At 66.3% G+C, this 23,427-nt stretch carries 27 protein-coding genes and 1 pseudogene; 14 read left to right on the forward strand and 14 right to left on the reverse strand.

The features are described 5' to 3' along the window. Window positions 1-2: 2 nt before the first annotated feature. Window positions 3-1,694, reverse strand: a complete 1,692-nt coding sequence (locus ACFQBT_RS12750; RefSeq protein WP_377823183.1) for a sodium:solute symporter family protein — start codon at window positions 1,692-1,694, stop codon at window positions 3-5. Window positions 1,695-1,736: 42 nt separating this feature from the next. Beyond that, window positions 1,737-2,711, reverse strand: a complete 975-nt coding sequence (thiL, locus tag ACFQBT_RS12755; protein ID WP_377823184.1) for a thiamine-phosphate kinase — start codon at window positions 2,709-2,711, stop codon at window positions 1,737-1,739. A gap of 65 nt (window positions 2,712-2,776) precedes the next feature. On the opposite strand from thiL, the gene ACFQBT_RS12760 reads away from it, so the two are divergent. Next, a complete protein-coding gene (locus tag ACFQBT_RS12760) occupies window positions 2,777-3,004 on the forward strand; it encodes an Lrp/AsnC family transcriptional regulator (protein ID WP_377823186.1) in 228 nt (75 codons plus the stop codon). Between the two features lie 110 nt (window positions 3,005-3,114). Beyond that, window positions 3,115-3,327, forward strand: a pseudogene (locus tag ACFQBT_RS12765) (hypothetical protein); the annotation flags it as partial. Between the two features lie 141 nt (window positions 3,328-3,468). Here ACFQBT_RS12765 and ACFQBT_RS12770 read toward each other — a convergent pair. Next, window positions 3,469-4,584: a D-alanine--D-alanine ligase family protein gene (locus ACFQBT_RS12770; protein WP_377825478.1), complete on the reverse strand. Its 1,116-nt coding sequence runs from the start codon at window positions 4,582-4,584 to the stop codon at window positions 3,469-3,471. Between the two features lie 42 nt (window positions 4,585-4,626). On the opposite strand from ACFQBT_RS12770, the gene ACFQBT_RS12775 reads away from it, so the two are divergent. Continuing rightward, window positions 4,627-5,709, forward strand: a complete 1,083-nt coding sequence (locus ACFQBT_RS12775; RefSeq protein WP_377825480.1) for a trans-sulfuration enzyme family protein — start codon at window positions 4,627-4,629, stop codon at window positions 5,707-5,709. Here ACFQBT_RS12775 and ACFQBT_RS12780 read toward each other — a convergent pair whose 3' ends face one another. After that, on the reverse strand, window positions 5,710-6,708 hold the full coding sequence (locus ACFQBT_RS12780; RefSeq protein ID WP_377823187.1) for an NAD(P)H-dependent glycerol-3-phosphate dehydrogenase: 999 nt from the start codon (window positions 6,706-6,708) through the stop codon (window positions 5,710-5,712). A 60-nt stretch (window positions 6,709-6,768) separates the two neighbouring features. Between ACFQBT_RS12780 and cofC the strand changes: the two genes are divergently transcribed. Next, complete coding sequence (gene cofC / locus ACFQBT_RS12785; protein ID WP_377823189.1) at window positions 6,769-7,422, forward strand: 2-phospho-L-lactate guanylyltransferase; 654 nt, start codon at window positions 6,769-6,771, stop codon at window positions 7,420-7,422. After that, entirely contained in the window at window positions 7,422-7,634 is a 213-nt protein-coding gene (locus tag ACFQBT_RS12790; protein WP_377823191.1) for a hypothetical protein, read from the forward strand. Before cofC ends, ACFQBT_RS12790 begins: the two co-directional genes overlap by 1 nt. A gap of 70 nt (window positions 7,635-7,704) precedes the next feature. Here ACFQBT_RS12790 and ACFQBT_RS12795 read toward each other — a convergent pair whose 3' ends face one another. The 3 genes from ACFQBT_RS12795 to leuC form a co-directional block, all read right to left on the reverse strand. Then, window positions 7,705-8,355, reverse strand: a complete 651-nt coding sequence (locus ACFQBT_RS12795) for an HU family DNA-binding protein (RefSeq protein WP_377823192.1) — start codon at window positions 8,353-8,355, stop codon at window positions 7,705-7,707. Between the two features lie 280 nt (window positions 8,356-8,635). Continuing rightward, window positions 8,636-9,232: a 3-isopropylmalate dehydratase small subunit gene (gene leuD, locus ACFQBT_RS12800; RefSeq protein WP_377823194.1), complete on the reverse strand. Its 597-nt coding sequence runs from the start codon at window positions 9,230-9,232 to the stop codon at window positions 8,636-8,638. A 14-nt stretch (window positions 9,233-9,246) separates the two neighbouring features. After that, window positions 9,247-10,686 carry a 3-isopropylmalate dehydratase large subunit gene (gene leuC, locus ACFQBT_RS12805; protein ID WP_377823196.1) on the reverse strand — a complete coding sequence of 480 codons (1,440 nt, stop codon included), beginning with the start codon at window positions 10,684-10,686 and terminating at the stop codon, window positions 9,247-9,249. A gap of 97 nt (window positions 10,687-10,783) precedes the next feature. Between leuC and ACFQBT_RS12810 the strand changes: the two genes are divergently transcribed. The 3 genes from ACFQBT_RS12810 to crcB are packed head-to-tail and all read left to right on the forward strand — an operon-like array spanning window position 10,784 to window position 12,385. After that, entirely contained in the window at window positions 10,784-11,536 is a 753-nt protein-coding gene (locus ACFQBT_RS12810; RefSeq protein WP_377823197.1) for an IclR family transcriptional regulator, read from the forward strand. A gap of 10 nt (window positions 11,537-11,546) precedes the next feature. Next, on the forward strand, window positions 11,547-12,017 hold the full coding sequence (locus tag ACFQBT_RS12815; protein ID WP_377823199.1) for a fluoride efflux transporter FluC: 471 nt from the start codon (window positions 11,547-11,549) through the stop codon (window positions 12,015-12,017). Beyond that, a complete protein-coding gene (gene crcB, locus ACFQBT_RS12820) occupies window positions 12,014-12,385 on the forward strand; it encodes a fluoride efflux transporter CrcB (protein ID WP_377823201.1) in 372 nt (123 codons plus the stop codon). The genes ACFQBT_RS12815 and crcB overlap by 4 nt, the downstream gene beginning before the upstream one ends. Here crcB and ACFQBT_RS12825 read toward each other — a convergent pair. Then, the gene (locus ACFQBT_RS12825) at window positions 12,369-12,863 is read right to left on the reverse strand and encodes a DUF4188 domain-containing protein (RefSeq protein ID WP_377823203.1); all 495 of its coding nucleotides are present in this window, start codon (window positions 12,861-12,863) and stop codon (window positions 12,369-12,371) included. The genes crcB and ACFQBT_RS12825 overlap by 17 nt on opposite strands. Window positions 12,864-12,930: 67 nt before the next feature. Between ACFQBT_RS12825 and ACFQBT_RS12830 the strand changes: the two genes are divergently transcribed. The 4 genes from ACFQBT_RS12830 (at window position 12,931) to ACFQBT_RS12845 (ending at window position 15,956) form a co-directional block, all read left to right on the forward strand. Continuing rightward, window positions 12,931-13,515: a MerR family transcriptional regulator gene (locus ACFQBT_RS12830; protein ID WP_377823205.1), complete on the forward strand. Its 585-nt coding sequence runs from the start codon at window positions 12,931-12,933 to the stop codon at window positions 13,513-13,515. A 49-nt stretch (window positions 13,516-13,564) separates the two neighbouring features. Further along, the gene (locus ACFQBT_RS12835) at window positions 13,565-13,981 is read left to right on the forward strand and encodes a TIGR03667 family PPOX class F420-dependent oxidoreductase (protein ID WP_377823207.1); all 417 of its coding nucleotides are present in this window, start codon (window positions 13,565-13,567) and stop codon (window positions 13,979-13,981) included. 354 nt (window positions 13,982-14,335) lie between these two features. After that, window positions 14,336-15,070 (forward strand): WecB/TagA/CpsF family glycosyltransferase, encoded by a 735-nt coding sequence (locus ACFQBT_RS12840; RefSeq protein ID WP_377823209.1) that lies wholly within the window; start codon window positions 14,336-14,338, stop codon window positions 15,068-15,070. A gap of 10 nt (window positions 15,071-15,080) precedes the next feature. Beyond that, entirely contained in the window at window positions 15,081-15,956 is an 876-nt protein-coding gene (locus ACFQBT_RS12845) for a glycosyltransferase family 2 protein (protein WP_377823210.1), read from the forward strand. On the opposite strand, the gene ACFQBT_RS12850 is transcribed toward ACFQBT_RS12845, so the two are convergent. The 6 genes from ACFQBT_RS12850 to ACFQBT_RS12875 all read right to left on the reverse strand — a co-directional run bounded on the left by ACFQBT_RS12850 (window position 15,946) and on the right by ACFQBT_RS12875 (window position 21,779). Further along, complete coding sequence (locus tag ACFQBT_RS12850; protein ID WP_377823212.1) at window positions 15,946-16,719, reverse strand: PHP domain-containing protein; 774 nt, start codon at window positions 16,717-16,719, stop codon at window positions 15,946-15,948. The two genes, ACFQBT_RS12845 and ACFQBT_RS12850, sit on opposite strands and share 11 nt — an antisense overlap. 9 nt (window positions 16,720-16,728) lie before the next feature. Next, window positions 16,729-17,775 (reverse strand): hypothetical protein, encoded by a 1,047-nt coding sequence (locus ACFQBT_RS12855; RefSeq protein ID WP_377823214.1) that lies wholly within the window; start codon window positions 17,773-17,775, stop codon window positions 16,729-16,731. 128 nt (window positions 17,776-17,903) lie between these two features. Then, window positions 17,904-18,584, reverse strand: a complete 681-nt coding sequence (locus tag ACFQBT_RS12860; protein WP_377823215.1) for a polysaccharide deacetylase family protein — start codon at window positions 18,582-18,584, stop codon at window positions 17,904-17,906. Further along, complete coding sequence (locus tag ACFQBT_RS12865; protein WP_377823217.1) at window positions 18,581-19,564, reverse strand: glycosyltransferase family 2 protein; 984 nt, start codon at window positions 19,562-19,564, stop codon at window positions 18,581-18,583. The genes ACFQBT_RS12860 and ACFQBT_RS12865 overlap by 4 nt, the downstream gene beginning before the upstream one ends. Then, the gene (locus ACFQBT_RS12870) at window positions 19,561-20,952 is read right to left on the reverse strand and encodes an O-antigen ligase family protein (RefSeq protein WP_377823219.1); all 1,392 of its coding nucleotides are present in this window, start codon (window positions 20,950-20,952) and stop codon (window positions 19,561-19,563) included. The genes ACFQBT_RS12865 and ACFQBT_RS12870 overlap by 4 nt, the downstream gene beginning before the upstream one ends. Next, a complete protein-coding gene (locus ACFQBT_RS12875; protein ID WP_377823221.1) occupies window positions 20,949-21,779 on the reverse strand; it encodes a hypothetical protein in 831 nt (276 codons plus the stop codon). Before ACFQBT_RS12875 ends, ACFQBT_RS12870 begins: the two co-directional genes overlap by 4 nt. A 130-nt stretch (window positions 21,780-21,909) precedes the next feature. Between ACFQBT_RS12875 and ACFQBT_RS12880 the strand changes: the two genes are divergently transcribed. Together ACFQBT_RS12880 and ACFQBT_RS12885 are read left to right on the forward strand one after the other, a co-directional pair. Beyond that, on the forward strand, window positions 21,910-22,557 hold the full coding sequence (locus ACFQBT_RS12880) for a hypothetical protein (protein WP_377823223.1): 648 nt from the start codon (window positions 21,910-21,912) through the stop codon (window positions 22,555-22,557). Then, window positions 22,554-23,423 (forward strand): glycosyltransferase, encoded by an 870-nt coding sequence (locus tag ACFQBT_RS12885; protein WP_377823225.1) that lies wholly within the window; start codon window positions 22,554-22,556, stop codon window positions 23,421-23,423. The genes ACFQBT_RS12880 and ACFQBT_RS12885 overlap by 4 nt, the downstream gene beginning before the upstream one ends. Window positions 23,424-23,427 lie beyond the last annotated feature (4 nt).

The following is a 23,427-nucleotide window of genomic DNA, read 5'->3' on the forward strand; positions in this document are numbered from 1 at the left end:
TCTCAGCGGAAGATGATGTTCAAGATGATGACCAGGATCAGGGACAACCCGGCCATCTTGGTCGGCGACTGCCACCAGTGCGCCACGGATTGGTCGCCGAAATCCTCCTTGGGCGTCAGGCTGTAGACCAGCCCGCGCAGTTCGGAATCCGGTTTGGGCTTGGTGAACATCGTGACCACGATGCTGACCAGGATGTCCACGACGAACGCCGCCCCGGCAGCGACGAAGCTCGCGCCCTGACCCGTGAGGTTGAGGACCCCGGTCGACAACGGGCCCAGCGCATCCTTGGACAGGATCGCCACAACGATCGCGGCCACGGTGCCGGAGACCAGGCCCACCCAACCGGCGGTCGGCGTCATCCGCTTCCAGAACATACCGAGGATGAACGTCGCGAACAGCGGGGCGTTGAAGAAGCCGAACAACGTCTGCAGGTAGTCCATGACGTTGCTGTAGTTGCGGGCGAACAACGACGTCAGGACCGCGATAACCGTCGCGGCCAGGGTCGCCCAGCGACCGACCTTGAGGTAATAGCTGTCCGGCCGGTCCTTCTTGATGTAGGTCTGCCAGATGTCGTAGGACCACACGGTGTTGAACGCGGAGATGTTCGCCGCCATACCGGCCATGAACGCGGCCAGCATGCCCGCAATAGCAACGCCGAGAAGGCCGTTGGGCAACAGGTCACGCATCAGGTACAGCAGCGCATCGTTGTACGAACCGCCCGTATCCTTCCCGGCCTTCAGCCCGGACAGCTCCGGCACGAGTACACCGGCGATGATGCCGGGAATGATGATGATGAACGGGATGAACATCTTCGGGAACGACCCGATGACCGGAGCCATCCGGGCCGAGTTCATGTCCTTGCTGGCCATCGCCCGTTGGACCTCGACGAAGTTGGTCGTCCAGTAACCGAAGGACAGCACGAAGCCCAGACCGAAGACGATGCCGATGACCGACCAGAACGCACTGGTGAAGCCGGTCAGTGATTCGCCCGGCCACGAGGCGAGTTCGCCCTTCGTGCCCGCCGCGGTCATCTTGTCGGTCAGACCGGACCAGCCGCCGACCTTGTGCAGCGCGATCAGGGTCAGGGGCAGCAACGCCGCGACGATGACGAAGAACTGCAGCACCTCGTTGTAGATCGCCGCCGACAGACCGCCGAGGGTGATGTAGGCCAGCACGATCACCGCCGCCACGATGGTGGAGACGGTGAGGTCCCAGCCGAGCAGGGTGTGCACGATGGTCGCCAGCAGGAAGAGGTTCACGCCCGCGATCAATACCTGCGCGACCGCGAAACTGATGGCATTCACCAAGTGCGCCGTCGAACCGAACCGCCGGTTCATGAACTCCGGCACGCTGCGCACACCGGAGCCGTAATAGAACGGCATCATGACCACGGCGAGGAACAGCATGGCCGGGACCGCACCGATCCAGTAGTAATGCATCGTCGGCATGCCGATCTGGGCGCCGTTGGCCGACATGCCCATGATCTCGACCGCGCCGAGGTTGGCGGAGATGAACGCCAGCCCGGTGATCCACGCCGGCAGCGAACGACCCGACAGGAAGAAGTCGATCGAACTGGAGACCTGCCGCCGCGCCATGAGACCGATGCCCAGGACGAAGACGAAATACAGCGCGATTAGCAGGTAATCGATGAACCCCGCGTTCAGTTGCAGTGATGACGACGCGTCCGCGATCACGCTCAGCCCCTTTGCATTGCAGTCCAATCGAACATTCAGAAGCTACTCCTGTTGAGCCGTAAAGTGCTCCCAGCCACCGCCCTGCGTGTCAAGACCGTCCACCGAGACGCCGGCACCCGGGGTCACCGCGCCGATCACCCGCCAGCCGGACGGCACGTCCTTACCGGCGAAGGTGGCCAGCAGCACGTGCTCCTCACCCCCGCGCAGAACGCAATCCGTTGCGCGGTCGCCGACCGCGGTCAACGCCGCGACGTCCGCGGCCAACGCCGCTGTGCGTACGTCGATCCGCACACCACTGGCGTTGGCGATCCGCTCCGCGTCGAGCAACAGACCGTCACTCACGTCCAGCATCGCGCTCGCCCCCGCTTCAAGCGCGCGCCGCCCATCGCCGTACGCCGGACGCGGGCTTTGTTGGTAACCAACCAGATCCGGATCGTCCGCGGCCCGGTTCTCCTGCAGCAGCAATAGCCCCGCAGCCGCCCGGCCGAGCGGCCCGGACACGGCGAGCGCGTCCCCCGGCCGTGCACCGCTGCGCAGCACGGGCACGGCGCCGTCCGGTAACTCACCGAGGGCCGTCGCGCTGATGACGCACACCCCTGGGCCGGCCGACGACAGGTCACCGCCGACGATCAGTGTCCCGGCGCGCGCCGCCTCCTGCCCGAGCCCGATCGCCAGTTCACGCACCCACGCCAGCGGAGTGGCCGGGTCGGCGACGAGCGTGACCACGAGGCCGGTGGCGGTCCCACCCATCGCCTCGATGTCAGCAGCGTTCTGCGCCACGCACTTTCGCCCGACCTGCCGTGGAGAGGACCAGTCGTCCCGCCAGTCCCGGCCGAGCACCATGGCATCCGTGGTCACCAGCACTGCCCCGGAGCGGACCCGCAACCACGCCGTGTCGTCGCCCGGGCCCGTCAACACCTCGCTTGACGAGCCACCGGCGAGGGACAGTCCGTGCTCGATGACCGACAGGATCTGCGCCTCGGTGTGGCCCCGCAGCGGACCTTCATCCTCGGCCATGTGTCCTCTCCCGATGTGCGACGCCGGCGGCGCCAGCAACCACTCGGCAGAGTAGCGTTCAGCCCATGCAGGCCTACATCTTGATCCAGACCGATGTGGGGAAGGCGACCTCAGTGACCTCAGCCCTTCGCGAGCTGCCCGGGGTCCTGTCCGCCGAAGAAGTCATCGGCCCCTACGACCTGATCGCCAAGGTCGAGGCCCCTTCGGTGGAGAACCTCGGCGCCGGGGTCATCACCCAGATCCAGCAGGTACCGGGGATCACCCGGACACTGACGTGCAGTGTCGTGCGCTGACCCGAGGCCTTTCGGCCGCCCTGGCCGCCCTGGCGGTGCTGGCCGGGTGCGGCTCGGACACCCCGAGCGCCGCCCCGGCGGAGAACGCCGCGAATCCGTTGTGCGCCAAGGTGGCCGCGCAGTGGCCGGGCACGGTGGGTGGCAAGGACCGGGTCAGCATCGACGTCGGCAACGGTCAGTCCGCTGACGTGACGAAAACGGTTGCCGCGTGGGGTGATCCGGCGATCATCGCGCGATGCGGGGTCGCCGCGCCGGGTCCGTCGACCGATTGCATCGAGGCCGACGACGTCGATTGGGTGATGAGTTCACTGTCCGACGGCAAACGCTTCGTGACCTACGGCAGGGTGCCGGCGATCGAGGTGCTGGTGCCCTCGGCGTACTCCCCGAACCGCTCGTACTGTCGGCCTTCGACCAGGCCGCGACGCAGATCCCGCAGAATTCGCATCGCTGCAGCTGAACCGGACTCAGCGCAAGCCGGTCTTGCGCTGAGCCGCCAACTCGATCAACTCCGTGATCAACGCGGTGTAGTCGATCCCGGACTCCTGCCAGACCCGGGGATACATCGAGGTCGGGGTGAATCCGGGCAACGTGTTGATCTCGTTGAGATACAGGTCGCCGTGCGGGGTGTAGAACCAGTCGACCCGGGCCAGGCCCTCGCAACCGGCGGTGTCGAACGCCTTGACCGACAGTTCGCGCAGCTGCTCGGTAATGTGCGGTGGCAGGTCCGCCGGGCAGATCAACCGGGCGTCGTCACCGAGGTACTTGGCCTCGAAGTCGTAGAACTCGTGCTGTCCGCCGACGACCTCGATCTCACCGATCTGAGAGGCCCGCGCCGGGTCAGCACCACGCCCCTCCAGAACTCCGCACTCGACCTCCCGGCCGACGATGCCCTGCTCGACAAGGACTTTCGGGTCGTGCTCACGAGCGATCTCGATCGCGGCGCGCAGGTCCTCCGGCGCGTCCACCTTGACCACACCCTGGCTGGAGCCGGCCCGGGCGGGTTTGACGAAGACCGGGTACTCCAGCGCCGACACCGCATCGAGACTGGCTTCGGGATCCCTGCGCCACTCCTTGTCGGTGATCACGACGTAGGGGCCTACCGGCAGCCCGGCGGCGGAGAAGACCACCTTCATCAGGGCTTTGTCCATCATCACCGCGGAGGCTGCAACGCCCGATCCGACGTAGCGCACGTCGACCAGCTCCAGCATGCCCTGGACCGTGCCGTCCTCACCGAACGGGCCGTGCAGCAGCGGGAAGACGACGTCGACGCTGGCGAGTTCGGCCGGCAACCCAGTGGCGTCCCGGACGACGACCTCGGCCCGCGCATCGCCGGACGGCGCGATCGGAAGCAGCACCTGCTCCGAGCCGTCGACCTGCGGCACCTGCGACGTGGTGAGCACCAACGGTGCCGGGTCGTCGGCCATTCGCACCCACTGACCCGACGGGGTGATCCCGATCGGCACGACGTCGTATCGGTCCCGATCGATAGCTCGCAAGACACTGGCCGCGGTCGAGCACGAGACTGCGTGCTCGGAGGACCGGCCGCCGAAGATGATCGCTACGGTGCGCTTTGCATTCATCGCGCCGAGCGTAACCGGTGCGCGGTCTGGGATCCTGGCGGCATGCCACAGCACCCCGATGATCTGCGACCCGAGACCGTCCTCGTGGCCGGCGGGCGGCCGGACAAGGCGCCCGGCGCTTCCTTGAGCACCCCGGTCACCTTCACCTCGACGTACGTCGCGGGCGGCGATCCGGACTACGCCCGCTCCGGGAACCCCACCTGGAGTTCCTTCGAAGAGGTGCTCGGCGCCCTGGAGGGCGGCACCGCGCTGACGTTCAGCAGCGGTATGGGCGCCATCGCCGCCGCGATGTCGCTCTGCCCGCCCGGCGGCACCATCGTCGCCGGACGGCACGTCTACAGCGGCACCGGCGGCCTGCTCGAGCAGCTGGCGGCGGACGGACGCTGCACCGTCCTCCGGGTGCCGGTCGACGACACCCCTGCGGTCCTCGACGCACTGCCGGGCGCGGCCGTCCTGTGGCTGGAATCGCCCAGCAACCCGATGATGGAGATCGCCGATCTGCCCGTCCTGTGCGAGGCCGCCCGGAGCGCGAACGTCATCACCGTGTGCGACAACACGTTCATGACCCCGATCCTGCAGCGACCGCTGTCGATGGGCGCCGATGTGGTCGTGCACTCGGTGACGAAGTTCCTGGCCGGACACTCCGATGTCGTGATGGGGGCCACCGTCACCGCGGATCCGGACCTGCACGGCAAACTCCTGGCCCGGCGTACGTTGCACGGCGCCGTGCCCGGCCCGATGGAGACCTGGCTGGCACTGCGCGGCATGCGCACGCTGGCCGTGCGGATGGAACGCGGCGCGCACAGCGCGGCGACCCTTGCCCGGCGACTGGGCGACCACCCCGCGGTCAGCCGGGTGCGCTACCCCGGCGTCGGCGCGATGCTCTCCATCGAACTGACCGGCGGACTGCCTGCGGCGTTGACATTGGAGCAACGGGTGGCCGTGTGGACCAACGCGACCAGCCTCGGCGGCGTCGAATCACTGCTGGAGCGACGACGTCGGCACGCACTCGAAGTGGACACGGTGCCGGAGGATCTGGTGCGGCTCGCCGTAGGGATCGAGCACGTCGAGGACCTGTGGGCCGATCTGGTGCAGGCGCTCGAGCCGGGGGCAGACCCGGCCTGATCAGATCTCGTGCTTGCGGGTGCGACTCATGAACGCCCCCAGCACCTCACGCGGCTCGCGGTCCTCGTAGAGCACCGAGACGATGTTCTCGACGATGGGTACGTCGACGTCCGCCTCCCGCGCCAACTGCAGGATCGAGCGGCAGGACTTCACGCCCTCCACGGTCGAATGACTGGTCGCCAGGACGTCCTGCACCGAGCGTCCCCGACCTAGTTCGAAGCCGAAACTGCGGTTTCGCGAGAGCGGACTGGTGCAGGTCGCGACTAGGTCGCCGACGCCGGCGAGGCCCAGGAAGGTCTGCGAATCGGCGCCGAGCGCCACTCCGAGGCGGACGGTTTCGGCCAAGCCCCGGGTCAGCAGGCTGGCGACGGTGTTCTCGCCCATACCCATCCCCGCGGCCATTCCCACGGCGATCCCGATCACGTTCTTGGTGGCCCCCGCGATCTCGATACCGATGACGTCCGCCCCGAGATACGGGCGGAAGTACGGCGCGGCGCACGCCTCCGCGACCCTCGCCCGGGAGCGCGGGCTGGTGGAGGCGACCACCGCGGCCGCCGGTTGCCGGGCCGCGATCTCCTTGGCCAGGTTCGGCCCGGAAATGACCACCAGACGCGACTCCTCGACGCCGGTGACTTCACCGATCACCTGGGACATCCGCAGACCGGTGTCCTGCTCGATGCCCTTCATCAGGGACACCAGCAGCGCGCCCTCCTCGATGAACGGCAACCACTGGGCCAGCGCCGTACGCACTTCCTGGGCGGGGATGGCGACGACGACGATCTCCGCTCCGGCCAACGCCTCCTGCACGTCATTGGTCGCGTCGACCAGGTCCGGCAGCATCAGGTCCGGTAGGTAGGCGCTGTTGCGCCGGGTCGCTGCAATCTCCTCGGCAACCTCGAAGCGTCGGCACCACAGGGAAACATCGGTTCCCGCGTCCGCCATGATGGCGGCAAAGGCGGTGCCCCAACTCCCACTGCCCAGCACGGCGGCCTTGGTCATCGGTGTCCTTCCACGGGGTGGATGCTACGGCGTTGGCCCGTGCATGACACCATCATGCCTGTGCGAGCCCAGCGCCTCTCCACGTGGCAACTTGTGGTGCCGGTCAAGTCCCGGCACGCCGCAAAGTCCCGACTGGTGCCTCCGAGCGGGGTATCCCGCAGTGACTTGGCGCTCGCCTTCGCCAGGGACACCCTGACCGCGATCGCCGAGGTGATATCCGCCGACCGCTTGTTCGTCGTGACCTCCGATGACCGGATCCGCGCCCAACTGCGGATCGGCGGCGCACACGTGGTCGACGACCCGGGCCGGGGCCTGAACCCCGCCGTCGAAGCGGGAGTCCAGGTGGCGCGGGACAACGACTCCGACGCACCGGTCGGGATCCTGCTCGGTGACCTTCCCGCGCTGACACCCGGCGACCTGCGCTTGGCGCTGGCGGCGTGCGCGGCCGTCGAATCGGCCGTCGTACCCGACCGATCCGGGATGGGCACCGTGCTGCTCACCCACCAGGAGGCGGGCCGGGTGGCGCCGCGGTTCGGGCACGGGTCGGCGCTGCGGCACGGGCAGACCGCACGGCGCCTGGATCTGGACCTACCCCGACTTCGCACGGACGTCGATGATCTCGAGGCGCTGCGACAGGCGGTGGCCATGGGCCTGGGCCGCCACACGGCTGCTGTGCTGCACAACGCGGACCTCGACGTGGAACAGTTGGGCTGATGCAAGCCACGGTGCACGAATACGACGCCCTCGACGGTCGCGGCTCGGTGCTGACCGACAACGGACGCATCCTGCCCTTCAGCGCCGAGGTGTTCCAGGCCTCCTCGCTGCGCCTCCTGCGCGTGGGTCAACGGCTCAATATCGAAGTGGGTCCCGATGGCGTCAACCGTTTGTGGCTGTCCGGTATCGGGCCGGGGCAAACCATCCGCTGAAACCCCTGAGCCACGACGAAGCCCGGAACACCGCAGTGGGTGTTCCGGGCTTCCTCGATGCGCCGATCGATCAGCGCCTGGCGGTGGTCTTCTTCGCCGTGGTCTTCTTGGCCGGAGTGGCCTTCTTGGCAGCGGTGGTCTTCTTCGCCGCGGTCGTCTTGGCCGGGGTCGACTTCGCAGTCGTCTTCTTGGCCGTGGTGGTCTTGGCCGGAGTGGCCTTCTTGGCCGCGGTGGTCTTCTTCGCCGCGGTCGTCTTGGCCGGGGTCGACTTCGCGGTCGTCTTCTTGGCGGTGGTGGTCTTGGCCGGAGTGGCCTTCTTGGCAGCGGTGGTCTTCTTCGCCGCGGTCGTCTTCTTGGCGGTGGTCGCCTTCTTGGCGGCCGTCTTGGCCGGGGCCGCGGTGGCGGTGCTCTGCCGACCGCTGGCGTTGCCGGTCTTGGGCAATTTGCGCGGGTCGGCGACCACGGTCTTGAACGAGGTGCCCGGCTTGAACTTCGGCACGGTGGTCTTGCGGATACGAACCGCCTGACCGGTCTTCGGGTTGCGGCCGGTACGTGCTGCGCGAGAGACCTTCTCGAAGGTGCCGAAACCGGTGATCCCGACCTTCGTACCCTTGGAAACCTCACGCACGATGACGTCGAAAACGGCTTCGACGGCATCGCTGGCAGCCTTCTTGCTGCCGAGGCGCGATTCCAGCGCGTCGACGAGTTCAGCCTTGTTCACGATGATGCCCCTTTAATTCTGTGGATGCGGCACCTCGCCGATCCGGTGACAACTTCGCCAGGCCGAGGTCGGCTCTGACACACCGACGGTATTCCGGAAAATGGCGCTACTGCAACCCGACGCGCCAGGAATCTGACTGTCGCACAACATCTTTGGGGGGCTGATACCGCTTCGGAGAACCCTTTCGCGAGCCGTTTGCCGGCTTCTCAGTACCTCAGAGTCTTCGCTACGCCCGAATCCAATTGCTTTTCAGCACAATGGAATTCGGATGTAGAAGGAATCAGGACACGGGCTCGACCGCAGGTTTCCAGGACGGCCGGGACGCTTCGAACGCCTCGATTTCGTCCTCGTGGCGCAGCGTGAGGCTGATGTCGTCCAAACCCTCCAAAAGGCGCCACCGGATGTAGTCGTCGACCTCGAATGCGAAGACATACTCGCCTGCGGTGACGGTCCGTTCGCGCAGGTCGACTGTCACCTGCAGCCCGGGTTCGTTGTCGAGCAACTTCCACAGCAACTCGATGTCCTCCTGGCGCATCTGGCCGGTCAGCAGACCTGCCTTGCCCGAGTTGCCCCGGAAGATGTCCGCGAACCGTGAGGACAGCACGACGCGGAAGCCGTAGTCCATCAGCGCCCACACCGCGTGCTCGCGCGACGACCCGGTGCCGAAGTCCGGGCCGGCGACCAGCACCGAACCGTCGCGGAACGCAGGCTGGTTCAGCACGAATTCGTCGTCGCCTCGCCAGGCCGCGAACAGGCCGTCTTCGAAACCGGTACGGGTCACCCGCTTGAGGTAAACCGCCGGGATGATCTGGTCGGTGTCGACATTGCTGCGACGCAGCGGCACTCCGACGCCGGTATGCGTGGTGAAAGCTTCCATCTCGATCTCCTATCTCAGCGGGCGCCGGCCGGAACGGGGCGGGCCGGATCCGGTTGATCGGCAGCCAGATCCGACGGTGCCGAAAGGCGGCCGCGGATCGCCGTCGCGGCGGCCACCAGCGGGCTGACCAGGTGGGTGCGACCGCCCTTCCCCTGACGGCCCTCGAAGTTGCGGTTGGAGGTCGAAGCGCTGCGCTCGCCCGGCGTCAGCTGGTCGGGGTTCATCCCCAGGCACATCGAGCAACCGGCCAGCCGCCACTCCGCACCGGCCGCCGTGAAGACCTCGTCCAGCCCCTCGGCCTCCGCCTGCAGACGCACTCGCGCCGAGCCGGGGACCACGAGCATCCGCACACCGTCGGCAACCTTGTGTCCCTTGATGATCTGGGCGGCCGCGCGCAGATCCTCGATACGGCCGTTGGTGCACGAGCCGAGGAACACCGTGTCGACGGCGATGTCGCGCAGAGGGGTCCCCGGCGTCAGGCCCATGTACTCGATGGCCCGCTCGGCCGCCGTACGTGCATTCTCATCACCGAACTCATCGGGGAACGGCACGGATTCACCCAGGGGCAGCCCCTGGCCGGGGTTGGTGCCCCAGGTGACGAAGGGGGTCAGGTCGTCCGCGACCAGATCGACCTGGGCGTCGAAGACCGCGTCCTCGTCGGTGGCCAGTTCGCGCCACGCTGCGACGGCGGCGTCCCAGTCGGCGCCGGCCGGTGCATATTCGCGGCCCTTGAGATATTCGAAGGTCGTGTCGTCGGGTGCGATCATGCCGGCGCGGGCACCCGCCTCGATCGACATGTTGCAGATCGTCATCCGCGCTTCCATCGACAACTCCCGGATCGCCGAGCCGCGGTATTCCAGCACGTAGCCCTGGCCGCCGCCGGTGCCGATCTTGGCGATCACGGCCAGGATGATGTCTTTGGCGGTGACCCCGTCGGGCACGGTGCCCTCGACGTTGATCGCCATGGTGCGGAACGGTTTCAGCGGCAGCGTCTGGGTGGCCAGGACGTGCTCGACCTCGCTGGTGCCGATACCGAAGGCCAGCGCACCGAACGCACCGTGCGTCGAGGTGTGGCTGTCGCCGCACACGATCGTCATCCCCGGCTGGGTCAGCCCCAGCTGCGGGCCGATGATGTGCACGATGCCCTGCTCCTTGTCCCCCATCGGGAACAACCGGACACCGAACTCCTCGCAGTTCTTGCGCAGGGTCTGCACCTGGGTCAGGCTCACCGGGTCCACGATCGGGCCGGGAGTGGTCGGGACGTTGTGGTCCTCGGTGGCCACCGTCAGGTCGAGGCGACGGACACCGCGGCCGGCGAGCCGCAGACCGTCGAAGGCCTGCGGGCTGGTGACCTCGTGCAGCAGGTGCAGGTCGATGTAGAGCAGGTCCGGCTCGCCCTCCGCGCGTCGGACGACGTGCTCGTCCCAGACCTTCTCCGCCAGGGTGCGTCCCATGATTTCTCTCCTGTCGGCAATACTGTTGTGACGAGGTTCTCTCGCCCATTCGGCCGGTGAAGTTGCGTCTCGCCCACTGAGACGGCAATATCAAGGCATGGACAATTCTAGCGGCGTCGGCGTCCTGGACAAGGCCGCCATCGTGCTTTCCGCACTCGAGGCCGGACCTTCCACCCTTGCCCAACTGGTCGCGCACACCGGCTTGGCCCGTCCGACCGCCCACCGCCTGGCGGTCGCCCTCGAACACCACCGCCTGGTGGCGCGCGACCTGCAAGGCCGCTTCGTCCTCGGCCCGCGCCTGGCCGAACTCGCCTCTGCCGCAGGCGAGGACCGACTGCTTGCGGCCGCCGGCCCGGTGCTCGGCGCCCTTCGGGACCACACGAACGAGAGCGCCCAGCTCTTCCGTCGCCAGGGTGATCAGCGCATCTGTGTCGCCGCAGCCGACCGACCGATGGGCCTGCGCGACTCCATCCCGGTCGGCGCGACGCTGTCGATGCAGGCCGGTTCCGCCGCGCAGGTGCTGCTCGCCTGGGAGGAGCCCGACCGGTTGCACCGCGGCCTGCACGGCGCCAAATTCACCGCGACGATGCTATCCGGCGTTCGCCGTCGCGGCTGGGCGCAGAGCGTCGGCGAGCGCGAGGCCGGCGTCGCGTCGGTATCCGCGCCGGTGCGCTCCCCCAGCGGCCGGGTCATCGCGGCCGTGTCGATCTCGGGACCGATCGAGCGCGTCTCGCGGCAGCCGGGTCGGCTGCACGCGGCGACCGTCGTCGCCGGCGCGAACAAATTGACCGAGGTTCTGGCCCGTTCCGCGAACGCCAGTGCGCAGACCCGCCGCAGCGAGTCCGCTTGAGCGACAACCCGTGACGTACGACGACCTACCGGTTGACCCGGACGTCGACTCCGGCGGGGGTCGGGCGAGCCGCCCGCTGCATCTGCGCGCGCCGTACGCCGGGTTGGTCTTCATCGGTGGCGCGCTCGGCACCGCCGCGCGGGAGGGGCTCAGCCTCGCGTGGCCCGACTCTGGATTTCCCGCCACGATCTTCGCGGTCAACGTGACCGGCGCCTTCGCCCTGGGGCTGCTCCTGGAGTTGCTGGTGCGGCACGGCCCCGACGCCGGACGACGCCGTGTCGCGCGGCTACTGCTCGGCACCGGGTTCCTCGGCGGATACACGACGTACAGCACGTTTGCCGTCGGGGCGACCCAGCTGATGAGACACGCCGACGCCGGCACCGGGTGGCTGTACGCCGTCGCGACGGTGCTGGTCGGCGCGATCGCCACGACCGCCGGAATCGTCACAGGGGCAATGGTGCATCGGCGGACGGCTCCGTGAGCCTGCCTGTCTTCCTTGCGCTCATCGTGGGCGGCGGCGTCGGTGCGGTCCTGCGTTTCGTGGTGGACGGGGCCGTCCGGGCCCGATGGCCCACCGGGTTTCCGATCGGGACGGCGATGATCAACGTGTCCGGGTCGTTCGTCCTCGGACTGCTCACGGGTCTCGGCGCGAGCGGCGCGATGTCACACGATTGGGTGCTGATCGTGGGCACCGGCGCGATGGGCGGCTACACGACCTTCAGCACCGCAAGCATCGAGACGGTGCGCCTGGCCCAGGAACGCCGGTACGGGCTGGCCGTCATCAACGGCGTGGTCGTCATGGTGCTTGCTCTGGCGGCCGCATGGGCCGGTCTCACGCTGGGGCAGTAAGGCGTTCGCGCGCGGTGCGGCCGCGATGGACCATGGGCACCGCACCGAACGCCGCGGCGAGACCGATGGTGGGCATGTCGACATACAGCGATTCGTGGTGACCGGCCGGCACGGCGAAGCTCTCGTGCCAGATGCCCACGGCGCCCCGGGCCTCGCGGGTCCGGCGATAGAAGTCGCGCCAGGCTGGGCGGTGCTCGTGCTCGGGCGCGTTCGCGTAGGCGTAGATGTCATCGATGCTGCGCCAGTACTGGATCACGGTGGGGCCTGTCAGGCCCATCACCGGTCGCGCGGCGAGGAAGCCCAATTGCCCGGCGCCGGCCTGATCGGCACTGAGCTCGGAGATCATCCGGCCCATCGCCCGGAAGGCCGGCAGCCACAGGTCGACCCGGTGCGGTTTGTTCAGCCGCATCCCGATCAGGAAGACGGCGAGGTCGCCGTCGTGCCCGTGGGTCAGGTGGGTTGTCTTCTGCTCTGACATGGCAACTCCTTGGATAGTGGTGGTATCTAATCTAGATAGTACTAATATCCAACGCAAGGAGGTGACCATGCGAATCTCAGAACTGGCCGCCGCCGCCGGGGTCAGCGTGCCGACGGTGAAGTTCTATCTACGGGAGGGTCTGCTGCCGCCGGGGGTCGTCGTGACGAGGACGACGGCCGAGTACGACGAGTCGCACCTTTCACGGATCCGCACTATCCGGGCTCTGTCCGAGGCGGCCGATCTCGATCTGGCGACCATCCGCCGGGTCATCGCCGTGATGGACCGCCCGCCGGACGATCGCGGCGAGTTGCTACGGGAGGCGCAGGCCGCGACACTGCGGGACGAGGCACCGGATCCGGCGGGTACAGCGCGCGCTCTGGTCGACGATCTGGGCTGGCACGTCGACCCCGATGGCCCGCTACTGGCCGCGCTCGACCGGCAGGTCGACTACGCCCGGCGCACCGGCGTGGTGCTGACCGATCAGCAGCTGCGCGACTACGCCAGGCTCATCCGACAGATCGCCGAGGTGGACGTGGCGTCCGTGCCGGGCGATCCCGTCGGCGCCGTTCGTCAGGTAACGGTGGGCACCCTGCTGACCGATCCCCTGCTGGCCACCTTGCGGCGCCTGGCCCATCAGGACACCGCCGGCTAACGCGGGCAGGCTATTGCCGGCCGTCGCGGCGCGGAGGAGGGTGAAGGCCATGACAATCGAGATCCCCGAACCAATCGCGCAGCGCCTCGCCGACGAGCAGATCATCTGGCTGACCACCGTCTCCGCCACAGGCGGCCCCGTCTCCACACCGGTATGGTTCCTATGGCAGAACGATCGTTTCCTCATCTTCAGCCAGCCCGGCACCGGCAAGCTGAAGCACATCGCTGCCAACCCGCGAGTTGCCTTGAACCTCAACTCATCACCCGCTGGCGCCGACGTCGTTGCGCTCACTGCGCGCGCCGAGCGGGACCCGAACGGGGCGACCGAGGCGGAAATGTCGGCCTATCTGCGCAAGTACGCCGACGGCATCAAGAGCCTCGGCTCGACCCCGGAGGGTTCCAGTCGGAGTACTCCCAGCTGCTACGCCTCACACCGACGAAACTTCGCTCCTGGTGAGCGCAGGTAGCCGCGCTGACGTCGTGCACATCGGTCAGCGGGCGCCGCACACCGCGAACATGCCCGCACGTCGTAGACCCTGTCATTACCCCCGCGGGTCGTCGCGAAATCGGCCCGCCGAATTATGCCAATCGGGTCACACGCACCACGTGAAAGGCTAGCATTTCTGCGAGAGACCAGTCGCATTCGGCCCGACGCCCGCAACCTCGTCCTTGGCCCTCGCGACCGGGCAGTCGAACACGGAGGAAGTAGCATGAGGGACCATTCGACGCTGGTTTCTGCCCAAAAACAATTCCACCATGAGTCCGTTTCTCTTGACACCCGTACCGGATCGGTCAATATTTCCGGCAGCCGGGTAGATCTCATGAGCTGGAATAGCGCACTCGAACAGATCATGGACGCCGCCGTCACTGACCAGAAACCGGCACTAGCAGTCGCCTCAGCGAATCTGGATCATCTCTACCACTTCGGGCCCGGCGGGGCAGCCTACGGCCGAGCGATGGTCGACAACGATCGCGTGCGCTGGCTGAACCTCATCGACGGGGCGCCGATTGCCGCGTGCGTGCGGCGCTTGACCGGCCAGGACTGGCCACGGCTGGCCGGATCGGACCTTCTCCTGCCCATCTTGTGGAACGCTGCCCAGTTCAACCTGAGGGTGGGGTTCCTCGGCGGAACCGAGGACTCACTGGCTCGGCTGCGCACCCGCGTCGCTGACAAGATTCCGACGTTGAACCTAGCCGGTACGTGGTCACCGAGCCGACAGCAGATCACCAGCCCCCTGCAGTCCACCCGCCTCGCCAAGGAGATCCGGACCCACGACGTCCAGATTCTCGTAGTCGGCCTGGGCAAACCGCGGCAGGAAATGTGGATCCAGCGCAACGGTGCTGCCACAGGAGCCCGTGTTTTGTTGGCCTTCGGTGCGTCGGCGGACTTTCTAGCGGGGACCGCTAACCGGGCACCGGTATGGGTCCAGAGCGCCGGCCTGGAGTGGAGCTACCGCCTGGCCAAGGAACCACGACGGCTCTGGCGGCGCTACCTGTTACAAGGCCCCCGGCGTACGCCCAACTCCGCAGGGCGCGCCCGGACGAGATCGGCGTAGCCGGCGGACGATGACTGACAAACAGAGTTTGCGATCCGCTGCTGTCCTGGGTGCGATCATCATCCCAGCGCACAACGAGGCGGCGGTCCTGGCTCGTACCTTGTCCCCACTGGCGCAGATGATTGCGAACGGCGAGGTGGAGGTGATCGTCGCAGCGAACGGATGCACCGACCAGACCGCCGAGGTAGCCGCGCAGGTGGCAGGGGTGCGAGTCGTGCAGGTCGATGTCGCATCGAAAACAGCTGCCTTGAACTACGCCGATCAACTCGCCTCGCACTGGCCGCGTATCTACCTGGACGCCGACGTGAGCATCACGGCCGACGCGGTCCGCGACGTTTTCGATTGCCTTTCCAACAATCGCTCGTTAGCGGCGCGGCCCTCGATGCACTACGACACACACGGGTCGTCGTTTTTTGTCCGGTCCTATTACCGAGCCCGCTCGAAGTTGCCCGAGAATCAGCGACACCTCTGGGGAGCTGGGACTTACGGTCTGAGCCGATCTGCTCGTGAACGTTTCGAAGAATTCCCCGCTCTGATCGCGGATGACGTATTCGTCGACCTTTTGTTCTCCAACGCGGAGAAAACCATCGTCGATACCGAGGACGTCGTTGTCTACGCCCCGACGAACCGACGCGATCTGCTGAGCGTCATGCGACGTTCCTACCGCGGAAACCGCCAACTACAAGACCACGGTCTGCTGCCACCACAGAGCCGGACCACCTCCTCCGTCGGTCGGCAATTGGTAGCGACGGTTCACGGACCGAGGTCTCTCCTCGACGCCGGCATCTACCTTTCCGTCGTCGTCCAAGGACGCCTGGGCCGTCGGAAGACAGCGACACTCTGGGAACGCGACGAATCCCGTCGGGTGGGTAGCCTCACCGCTTGAGGCGCGGCACGCGTTGCCTCGTGTTCGACACTGCGGCTTCAAGTCGTCGCACACCTGGCGCCATACGTGCTCGGGTCGACTCAGCCCACCGGGCCGTTGTTCCGAACGTTCCGGTGAGTGCATGTTCCAACGCCGCGCCGAGGACCGTGGGGGCGACAGCTCCGGCCGCGATCGCGCTCACAACGTTCGAAACCGTCGGCTCGCCCTCGACCCGGACGTCCATACTGAGCGGGAAGAACTGCCGAGGTCCGTGGAAATCCAGTGCTGTGAACGCGATCAGCCCATGAGTGGAGGCTTGCTCGAAGGCCCAGTCGTTTGGCCGGATCCCGTCGTACTTGCGATTCCAGACCTCGATTCCCGACGCAAGTCGCAGGTCGTCGGTGGTCAAGACCTGGTAGGCATCCCGACGGCGTGGGTGCGCAAGAACGCCGATCGCGGCGTGGGCGCGGGCATGGGACAGAACGTCCTGAACGGTTGGGCTACTGCCAAGGAACGGCGCCGGACCGTAAACGGGAACGTGGATGGTGTGCGTCGGATCCTGGTACTCGATCCCGGGGACAACCAGGAACCCGGACTGACTGAGGCGGGCGCACTCCTCGCGGATCCGCTCCCACGAATCTGCAGTCATCCCCCGGTCGTGTTCGCATACCAGCGCACCGTGATACCCCTGGCGACGAAGCGTGCGACAGATCCGGTCCAGCGGCCAATCGCAGTCGTCGGAGAACGCCGAGTGGATGTGCGCCGCTACCCGCAGCCGGGCCATGAACTGCACCTACTTCCCGTGTCGTCCACGCACACCATCGAGCTGTTCCTTCAGGGTCCGCCATGTATCGATCGCCAGAATCCCTGGCTGTCGTGGGTTCCAGTTGTAGAAAGTGTCACTCCGGCGCACGGTGAGCACATCGCGCACCGAACGTGACAACGTCGGCCACTGGCTCAATGCCGACGAACGGGGTCCTCTGGCCACGAAGGCAAGATGAGTGATCTCCCGGCCGACGTGTCGACAACGCACGTGATCCGCGGCAATCGGAGCAGGCGGAGACAGGGGCAGATTCAAAGCGTGCTGTACGGTCCAGGCGGGGTACTCAAAACCCCTCCGTCGCGCGAGGGCCAGACTGCCCCAGGCTCTTCCGTTGAGTTCCATGAACCAGGCGGTGCCGTCCCGATCGCGCAGGAACTCGGCCATGAATTCGCCCTGCCAGCCGACTTCTCGCAGCATCCGCCGGACGCCCTCCGCCAAGTGCGGATCGACGTCGACCGATCCGCAGGCCGATGATGCAGACCCCTGCGGGTTCACCATCCGAATGCGCCGATGCCCTGAAACGGCACGAATGTGTTCGCCGTCGAATATCCCGAAGACCCCTTCGCCGACACCGTTGACCATCGTCTGTGCGACGGTGGGGACCGGTGCCAAGCGAGCACGTGCAACCGCGAGTTCGGTGGCGTCCGAGCAGACGACGCCCGGCGGGCGGACCAGGGTGTCTCCGATGAGGGCAACCGGCAGCGTCGCCTTGAGGACACACGGGTACGCGAGGGGTGCCAATAGCTCAGGACACTCAAACACGGTCGACTCCGGGACGTCCAGGCCGGCTCGGCGCGCTGAATCGAACTGACGACTTTTGTCGAGCGCCCAGGATGCAGCCTCCGGGCTCGGCCCTGCCACGACGGTTGCCCTCCACCGGGCATTGCCGGCGACCCATAGTGCGGCATCGTCGAGTGGCAGGAAGGCGTCGAGACCACCGTCGCTCACGAGCTTCTCGATGTCGCGGAGGCACTGAGTGGCGCTGGTTTCTGGCGCAGTGACCTCGACGACGCGCACTCCACGCACCTTTCGCGCTGCGCTGCGGCGGCCCGCTCTGGCCAGCAGGACGACCTCCATTCCGGCGGACTGGAGGGACCAGGTCGCTTCGACAGCTGCGAACGCCTCAGCGAACCCGGTGAGGACCGTTATCGCCACCGCTTGATCCCTCGCTTCACGGTGCGTTGCAGCCGCCCTGCCAGTCCGCCATCCGGGCTGGCCAGATACGCGGCGATCGACTCGGCGGTATCGAACCGGGTTACGGAGTATCGGTCGCGCAGCCACGCATCCGGTGACGAGGCACCACCGTCGATGATCCGAAGGTCTTCATAACCCAGCGCCCGCAACGTTGTGATCGCGGCGCGGTCGTACGCGCCTCTCGGGAAGGCCGCAGCGGTCACCTCGGTTCCGGTCAGGTCGCCCAGCATCCGCCGGGCCAGCACATACTCGCGTTCCTGCGAAGATGCGCTGCGCACCTGCCTCCAGGACACGTGATCCATTCCGTGACTGCCGATGCGCATCCCGCGTCGACCGAGTTCGCGCACGTCCTCGCAACCCAGTGAACCCCGTTGGTCAAGTCGCCCAGCGATGACGAAGAAGTCCGCGCGCAGGTCCCGACGTTCCAACCCGGGGAGGGCATAGATGACGTCGGACACGTTCGAATCGTCGAAACTAATTGTTGCTGAGGGAAAGTCACGCACTGCATCCAGAATTGACGCGAAGGTCGACGGATCGACCCAGAAGCGATCCTCCCCCGGCTCCAACTGCCTGTCCGGCACCCCGATGCCGTGGAAGCACAGTTCAGCAACCCGCGATGTCGCCCAGTTCATGCGCCCACCGCTGGTACCTGTTCGACTCTGCTTCCGGAGCGCACCACGCGCGGATTCGGCCGGTCGCCCCGGGCAAGTCGACGCCGCCGACGCGAAGACAGCAACGCTGCGACAGCCGCGCGGTGTTCAGGCCGGGAAGCACGTAGCGAATGGTTCAGGACGAGAGCAGTTGCAAACAGCGCGGTCGGGACCGGCCGGTGTCGCGAGCGGTAGTAGCGCAGCTGGTTGACAGCCATCAACGCCACCAACCCAGGCGCACTTCCCGATCCCGCACCGACATGCTCAACGACACTGAGCGGTTCGAAGCGCACACTGAATCCAGCATCGCGAGCGCGGGCCATGAAGTCGGTCTCCTCAGCGTAAAGGAAGAAGTCCTCGCACCAATCTCCCACTGCATCAAAGCATTTCGGTGCCACCAGGACGACCGCGCCGCCCGCCCATTCCACCTCGTGGGGTATCTCGTAGTCGGTGAGGTTGCGTCGCACCTGCGATAGCCATCCCGGCCGGGCGGCCCATCGGTCACCAAACAATGCCTCTCCGAATTCGTTGACGACCGTGGGCTCCCTGCGAAGGTGTGGGGAAACGCGACCGCCTGGATCAGTGAGCACCGGGCTGACGATCCCAACCCCACGCGGAGCGGAACTGCTCGACGACAGGGCCGCCAGCAAGTGGGTGACCGCACCGGGCCCCAGTACCTGATCGGGGTTGAGCACAAGCACGGCGTGACCCCGTGGAATCATCCGACGAGCGATGTTGATGCCTGCCGCGTAACCGACGTTGCCGCCGGCTGCGACGACCGTGATGTGCGGCCGGCGGAGCACCTGCTCCACGGTGGAATCGGTGGAACCGTTGTCCACCACGATCACATCGGCCTGGACACCCTTCGTCGCAGCAGGTAGCGAATCCAAGAGTGCGCCGATGTGAGACCCGCTGTTATACGTGATGATGATGATGCTGACCGGGGTGGGCGCAGTTGTCACGAAACCTCCAACGGCTGACGTTCCGCGCGCTCGACAGCGGCCGGAACCGGCGCAGCGGCGTGGGCTGCGTCCCCTGCGACGGTGGCTGGTCGGCGCTCGGCTTGTGCGAGACGCCGTATCGCACCGCAAACTCCGAGAAGCAGGAACAGCAATCCGGCCGCTTGCGGGAAGGACGGTAGATCGAAAAACGCCATGGAGACGATCCCCGCGAAACAGGCCGCGAACACGGCGTGGGCATATTCGCGGTCTCTCGGGTCGTCGAACCGCCGGGCGCCGAACCGGGCCGACACCAGCGCAGCGACATACAGCAGGGACAGCGCGGTGATTCCCAGGATTCCGGTCGTCACCAGAAAGCCCAGATAACCGTTGTCGGCAATCCAGTACTTGGGCAGGAAAGTGCCGTAGCCGCGTCCCAGCCAGAAGAACCGGGACCACATCTGCATCACGTAGCTGACTGCTTCGGTGCGCGACTGCACGCTGCCGTCGTTGGACGGGTCGCCAAACATTCCGCGAAGGGTGCCGACCAATCCGGGGATCGCGACTGCAATCACAACTGCTCCGACGACACCCGTTCCCAAAGCGATCAGACGATCCCGGTTGGACCACCCGAGGGCAAGAATGAAGACGGCGAGGGTCGTGCAGATCAGCGCACTGCGGGAGACGCTCAGACAGGCACTGACCACCAGGATCGCGACCAGGATCCACCAGGCCGGTCGCCGACGCACCGCCACCCGGGCCGAGGTGATCGCGATTGGCACGATCATCGCGATGACGGCACCGAATTCCAGCGGGTGTTGCGCAGTGCCGGTCGGCCGGCTGAACATACCCCGATCGCTGATCGAACTGTCCCCCGTCATCGACAATCCCGGCAGGACCAGATGATCCAGCCAGGACCGATGGGTGAAGAACTGCAGGAACGCGACCAGGCCGACTACACCGCCGACGAGGGCAATTCGCCTGAGCAGGATGATCAGTCGCGTCGTGCTGGTGATGCCGTCGCATGCGGTGAGGGTCAGGCCAAGCAGGGCAGCGAACTGGATGGTCCAACTCAGGAGGGGCGTCACCTCGTCCGCGGGGACGGGGCGCAGCGATGCGTGAGCATAGCTGGCAAGTATGACCACCAGAAGTAGCAACGCTGCACGTCGCACCCACTGCGGCTCCGCCACGTGAGGAGTGCTGCGGTGCAGGTGTTCCCAGACCCACCAGAAGAAAACCAGGATCGCCAACATGGTCGCTGGCGCACCCAATGTGCCGGCCGGCAGGTATCGGACCGCTGACGGAACGGCCATCATCAAAACGATGTAGACCGACAGGACGCTGACGGCGTCGACGCCCGCTCTCGTGGCTCCGGTGTTCACCAGAGCCGGGTTGTCGAAGCTCGCGGTCATCGGGGCACGGCGTCGGTCGACATAAGGTCATCCGACGCAGCGGGACTGTCGGATTCGACGTGGACGCCCGCCGCTGGCTCCTCGACGGAGGGCTTCGGATCCGGCGTCTTCGAGGTCCTTCGCAACCCTCGCGCCGTGGGCTCAGGGCGGGTACGTCGTGTTCGGGCTTGCGCTTTACGCTCGGGTTCGCGTGCGGAGCGCTGCGCCTGACGTCGACCGTCGATCAGGGCGATCAGCAAGAGACCCAGACCCAGCGTGCCGGCGAATCCGACCACCGCAAGCTCCAGTTGCTTCTTGTGTGAGGCGGTCGCCTTGTCATCAACGGAAAGTGTCTCGAACGTCACCCGGTCCTTCTGAGGAACCTTCAAGCCGTCCTGCAGCTCGATCAGCCGGGGACCGGCGCTTGACACCAAGTGCTTCAGCCCCTGCTCGGCCTGCGAAGCATCCGTTCCCTCGACGCTGTAGACGATGATCGGTGCGGTGGACCCGTCTTTGCTGGTGATCTCGACGGTGGAGTGATAGTTGTCAGCGAGATCCGCGCGGGTGGCTTCGGTGGAGAACGCAGACACCACGGCATCTCGCGCTTCCGTCAACCCGCCCAAGTACAACAAAGGGTTCCGGGCCGAATAGGCGGCGCCGTCGGTTGGTTTTGCTTCAACCACCGACACGGGAGGCATCAGCAAGATGGTGCCCGCCGCTGTGAAAGTGGGCTTGGCTCTGCCCCAGCCGAGCAGTGCCACTGCGATCGCAAGGGCTATGGCCAACAGCGTCAGGTACCACCGTCGGCGCAGAGTGCGGCCCAGATCAGCCAAATCCATGAACGACACTTTCCCCTGAACCGCGTGGCTCAGAACTCCGTAAAGCTAGGTGCACCAGGTCTTTTGAAACCCGCACCGGCCACCTGATCAGTGTGTCTAGTATGCACGTAATGGTCGTCAGGCAAGCCGGTTTTGGGGAATGACAGCGTTCGATTTGGCCCGCGCGGCTCTTCGGTTCTGGTATGTGACCGCGCTCGGTCTGGTCGCTTCGGGTGCGGTGCTGTGGCATGCCCATCCGCAAACCGTGTACTGGACCAACCAGGTGGTCACGCTCGAGACGCCGGCGGCCTTCGATGCACAGCCGAAACAGCTCGGGCAGGTCAGCAGCGACCCCATTCCGACCGCAGAGATTCTCGCTGCCCTGGTCAACGAACACCGCACGTTGTTGCGTTCTCGCAATAGTGACGCCACGCTCTACGGCGAAGGCTTCTACGACACTTCCAATGCGCGCATCGTCAATTCTGGTTCGCAATGGGTGGTGTCGGTGCGGGGACCCAAGATCCAGGTGGAGACCGACGGACCGGACCCCGCCGCCGTTCTTCAAAAGCAGCGTCGGGAATTGAGTTCGATCAATGCCTCTCTCGTGCAATTGCAGGATCGGTTCTCCGTGGGCGCGGAACAGCGCATCACCATGAGCATCTCGCCGGAAACGCCGGAAGTAGTGCAGATCAGCGGCTCCCGGGTGCGTCCCATGGCAGCCATCGCCCTTATTGGCGTCATCGTGACGCTCTGCGCCGTGTACTTCACCGAGCGGTGGAGCCGCCGACGTGTGAGGAGCACCGCGTGATCGAACACGTCTTGCTCACCCGGTTCAACCTGCCCAGTGCAGGAGCGGAGAGTTTCATCCGCGCTAGGGACGGCTGGCTGCGCAACCGCATCGAGTTGTTCGAGACATACACGGTGCCCTCCGTAGCGGCGCAGACCGAACCGATCCAGTGGCTGGTCTACGTCGATCACGAAAGCCCGCAGTGGCTGCTGGATCGCCTGCTCCCGTTGCAGGATCGTGGTCTGCTGAAACTGCTCGGCCGGCAGGAGGTGACCAAGACCGACCTGCTGGCTGACATCGAAGAAGTTCTGTCGCCGGGTACGACCCGGGTACTCACCAGCAACCTCGACAACGACGATGCAATCGCCCGTGACTTCTCGACGCGCCTACGACGAGCAGCGGAGCCGCCTGGTGCCGCAGCTATTTACCTCGATTACGGTCTGGTTGGTGACAGCGACGGCGTCTATCTGCGCAGAGACGTGTCCAACGCGTTCTGCAGCGCCATCAGCGATCGACCGTTGACGCTGACCTGTTGGGAGGACTGGCACAACCGGCTGGACCGGCACATGGCAGTTCGCCACATCTCCGACCGCGCCCCTGGGTGGCTACAGGTCATCCACACCACGAATGTCAGCAACCGGGTCCGCGGCCAGCTCACTTCCCCCGCCCGGTACGCCGCGTTGTTCCCGGGGCAACTGGACGGCTTGGGCGAACCGAGCCGATCCCGGCTGCTGAAGGACCGTCTCCTCGGCCATCCTTCGCGCACGGGACGCGACGCAGCTCGTGGCCTGATCCGTGGTTCGATCGTTGCGGTTGCCGGTAAGGATGGCCTGACGGACCTGAAATCCTCTGCCGCCCAGCTCAGTTCACGCTTGCGCCGCGGGTAGCTTT

The organism is Branchiibius cervicis (genome assembly GCF_042661605.1).
GTDB classification, from domain to species: Bacteria; Actinomycetota; Actinomycetes; order Actinomycetales; family Dermatophilaceae; genus Branchiibius; species Branchiibius cervicis.

What these genes read in the sequence shown, in the direction of transcription:
- thiL (WP_377823184.1), bottom strand. Translation starts at nt 2,711, where the DNA reads ATGGCCGAGGATGAAGGTCCGCTGCGGGGCCACACCGAGGCGCAGATC.
- ACFQBT_RS12760 (WP_377823186.1), top strand. Translation starts at nt 2,777, where the DNA reads ATGCAGGCCTACATCTTGATCCAGACCGATGTGGGGAAGGCGACCTCA.
- ACFQBT_RS12775 (WP_377825480.1), top strand. Translation starts at nt 4,627, where the DNA reads ATGCCACAGCACCCCGATGATCTGCGACCCGAGACCGTCCTCGTGGCC.
- ACFQBT_RS12810 (WP_377823197.1), top strand. Translation starts at nt 10,784, where the DNA reads ATGGACAATTCTAGCGGCGTCGGCGTCCTGGACAAGGCCGCCATCGTG.
- ACFQBT_RS12860 (WP_377823215.1), bottom strand. Translation starts at nt 18,584, where the DNA reads ATGAACTGGGCGACATCGCGGGTTGCTGAACTGTGCTTCCACGGCATC.
- ACFQBT_RS12845 (WP_377823210.1), top strand. Translation starts at nt 15,081, where the DNA reads ATGACTGACAAACAGAGTTTGCGATCCGCTGCTGTCCTGGGTGCGATC.
- ACFQBT_RS12790 (WP_377823191.1), top strand. Translation starts at nt 7,422, where the DNA reads ATGCAAGCCACGGTGCACGAATACGACGCCCTCGACGGTCGCGGCTCG.
- ACFQBT_RS12830 (WP_377823205.1), top strand. Translation starts at nt 12,931, where the DNA reads ATGCGAATCTCAGAACTGGCCGCCGCCGCCGGGGTCAGCGTGCCGACG.
- ACFQBT_RS12780 (WP_377823187.1), bottom strand. Translation starts at nt 6,708, where the DNA reads ATGACCAAGGCCGCCGTGCTGGGCAGTGGGAGTTGGGGCACCGCCTTT.
- ACFQBT_RS12850 (WP_377823212.1), bottom strand. Translation starts at nt 16,719, where the DNA reads ATGGCCCGGCTGCGGGTAGCGGCGCACATCCACTCGGCGTTCTCCGAC.
- ACFQBT_RS12880 (WP_377823223.1), top strand. Translation starts at nt 21,910, where the DNA reads ATGACAGCGTTCGATTTGGCCCGCGCGGCTCTTCGGTTCTGGTATGTG.
- leuD (WP_377823194.1), bottom strand. Translation starts at nt 9,232, where the DNA reads ATGGAAGCTTTCACCACGCATACCGGCGTCGGAGTGCCGCTGCGTCGC.
- ACFQBT_RS12770 (WP_377825478.1), bottom strand. Translation starts at nt 4,584, where the DNA reads ATGAATGCAAAGCGCACCGTAGCGATCATCTTCGGCGGCCGGTCCTCC.
- leuC (WP_377823196.1), bottom strand. Translation starts at nt 10,686, where the DNA reads ATGGGACGCACCCTGGCGGAGAAGGTCTGGGACGAGCACGTCGTCCGA.
- ACFQBT_RS12835 (WP_377823207.1), top strand. Translation starts at nt 13,565, where the DNA reads ATGACAATCGAGATCCCCGAACCAATCGCGCAGCGCCTCGCCGACGAG.
- ACFQBT_RS12840 (WP_377823209.1), top strand. Translation starts at nt 14,336, where the DNA reads ATGAGCTGGAATAGCGCACTCGAACAGATCATGGACGCCGCCGTCACT.
- ACFQBT_RS12825 (WP_377823203.1), bottom strand. Translation starts at nt 12,863, where the DNA reads ATGTCAGAGCAGAAGACAACCCACCTGACCCACGGGCACGACGGCGAC.
- ACFQBT_RS12870 (WP_377823219.1), bottom strand. Translation starts at nt 20,952, where the DNA reads ATGACCGCGAGCTTCGACAACCCGGCTCTGGTGAACACCGGAGCCACG.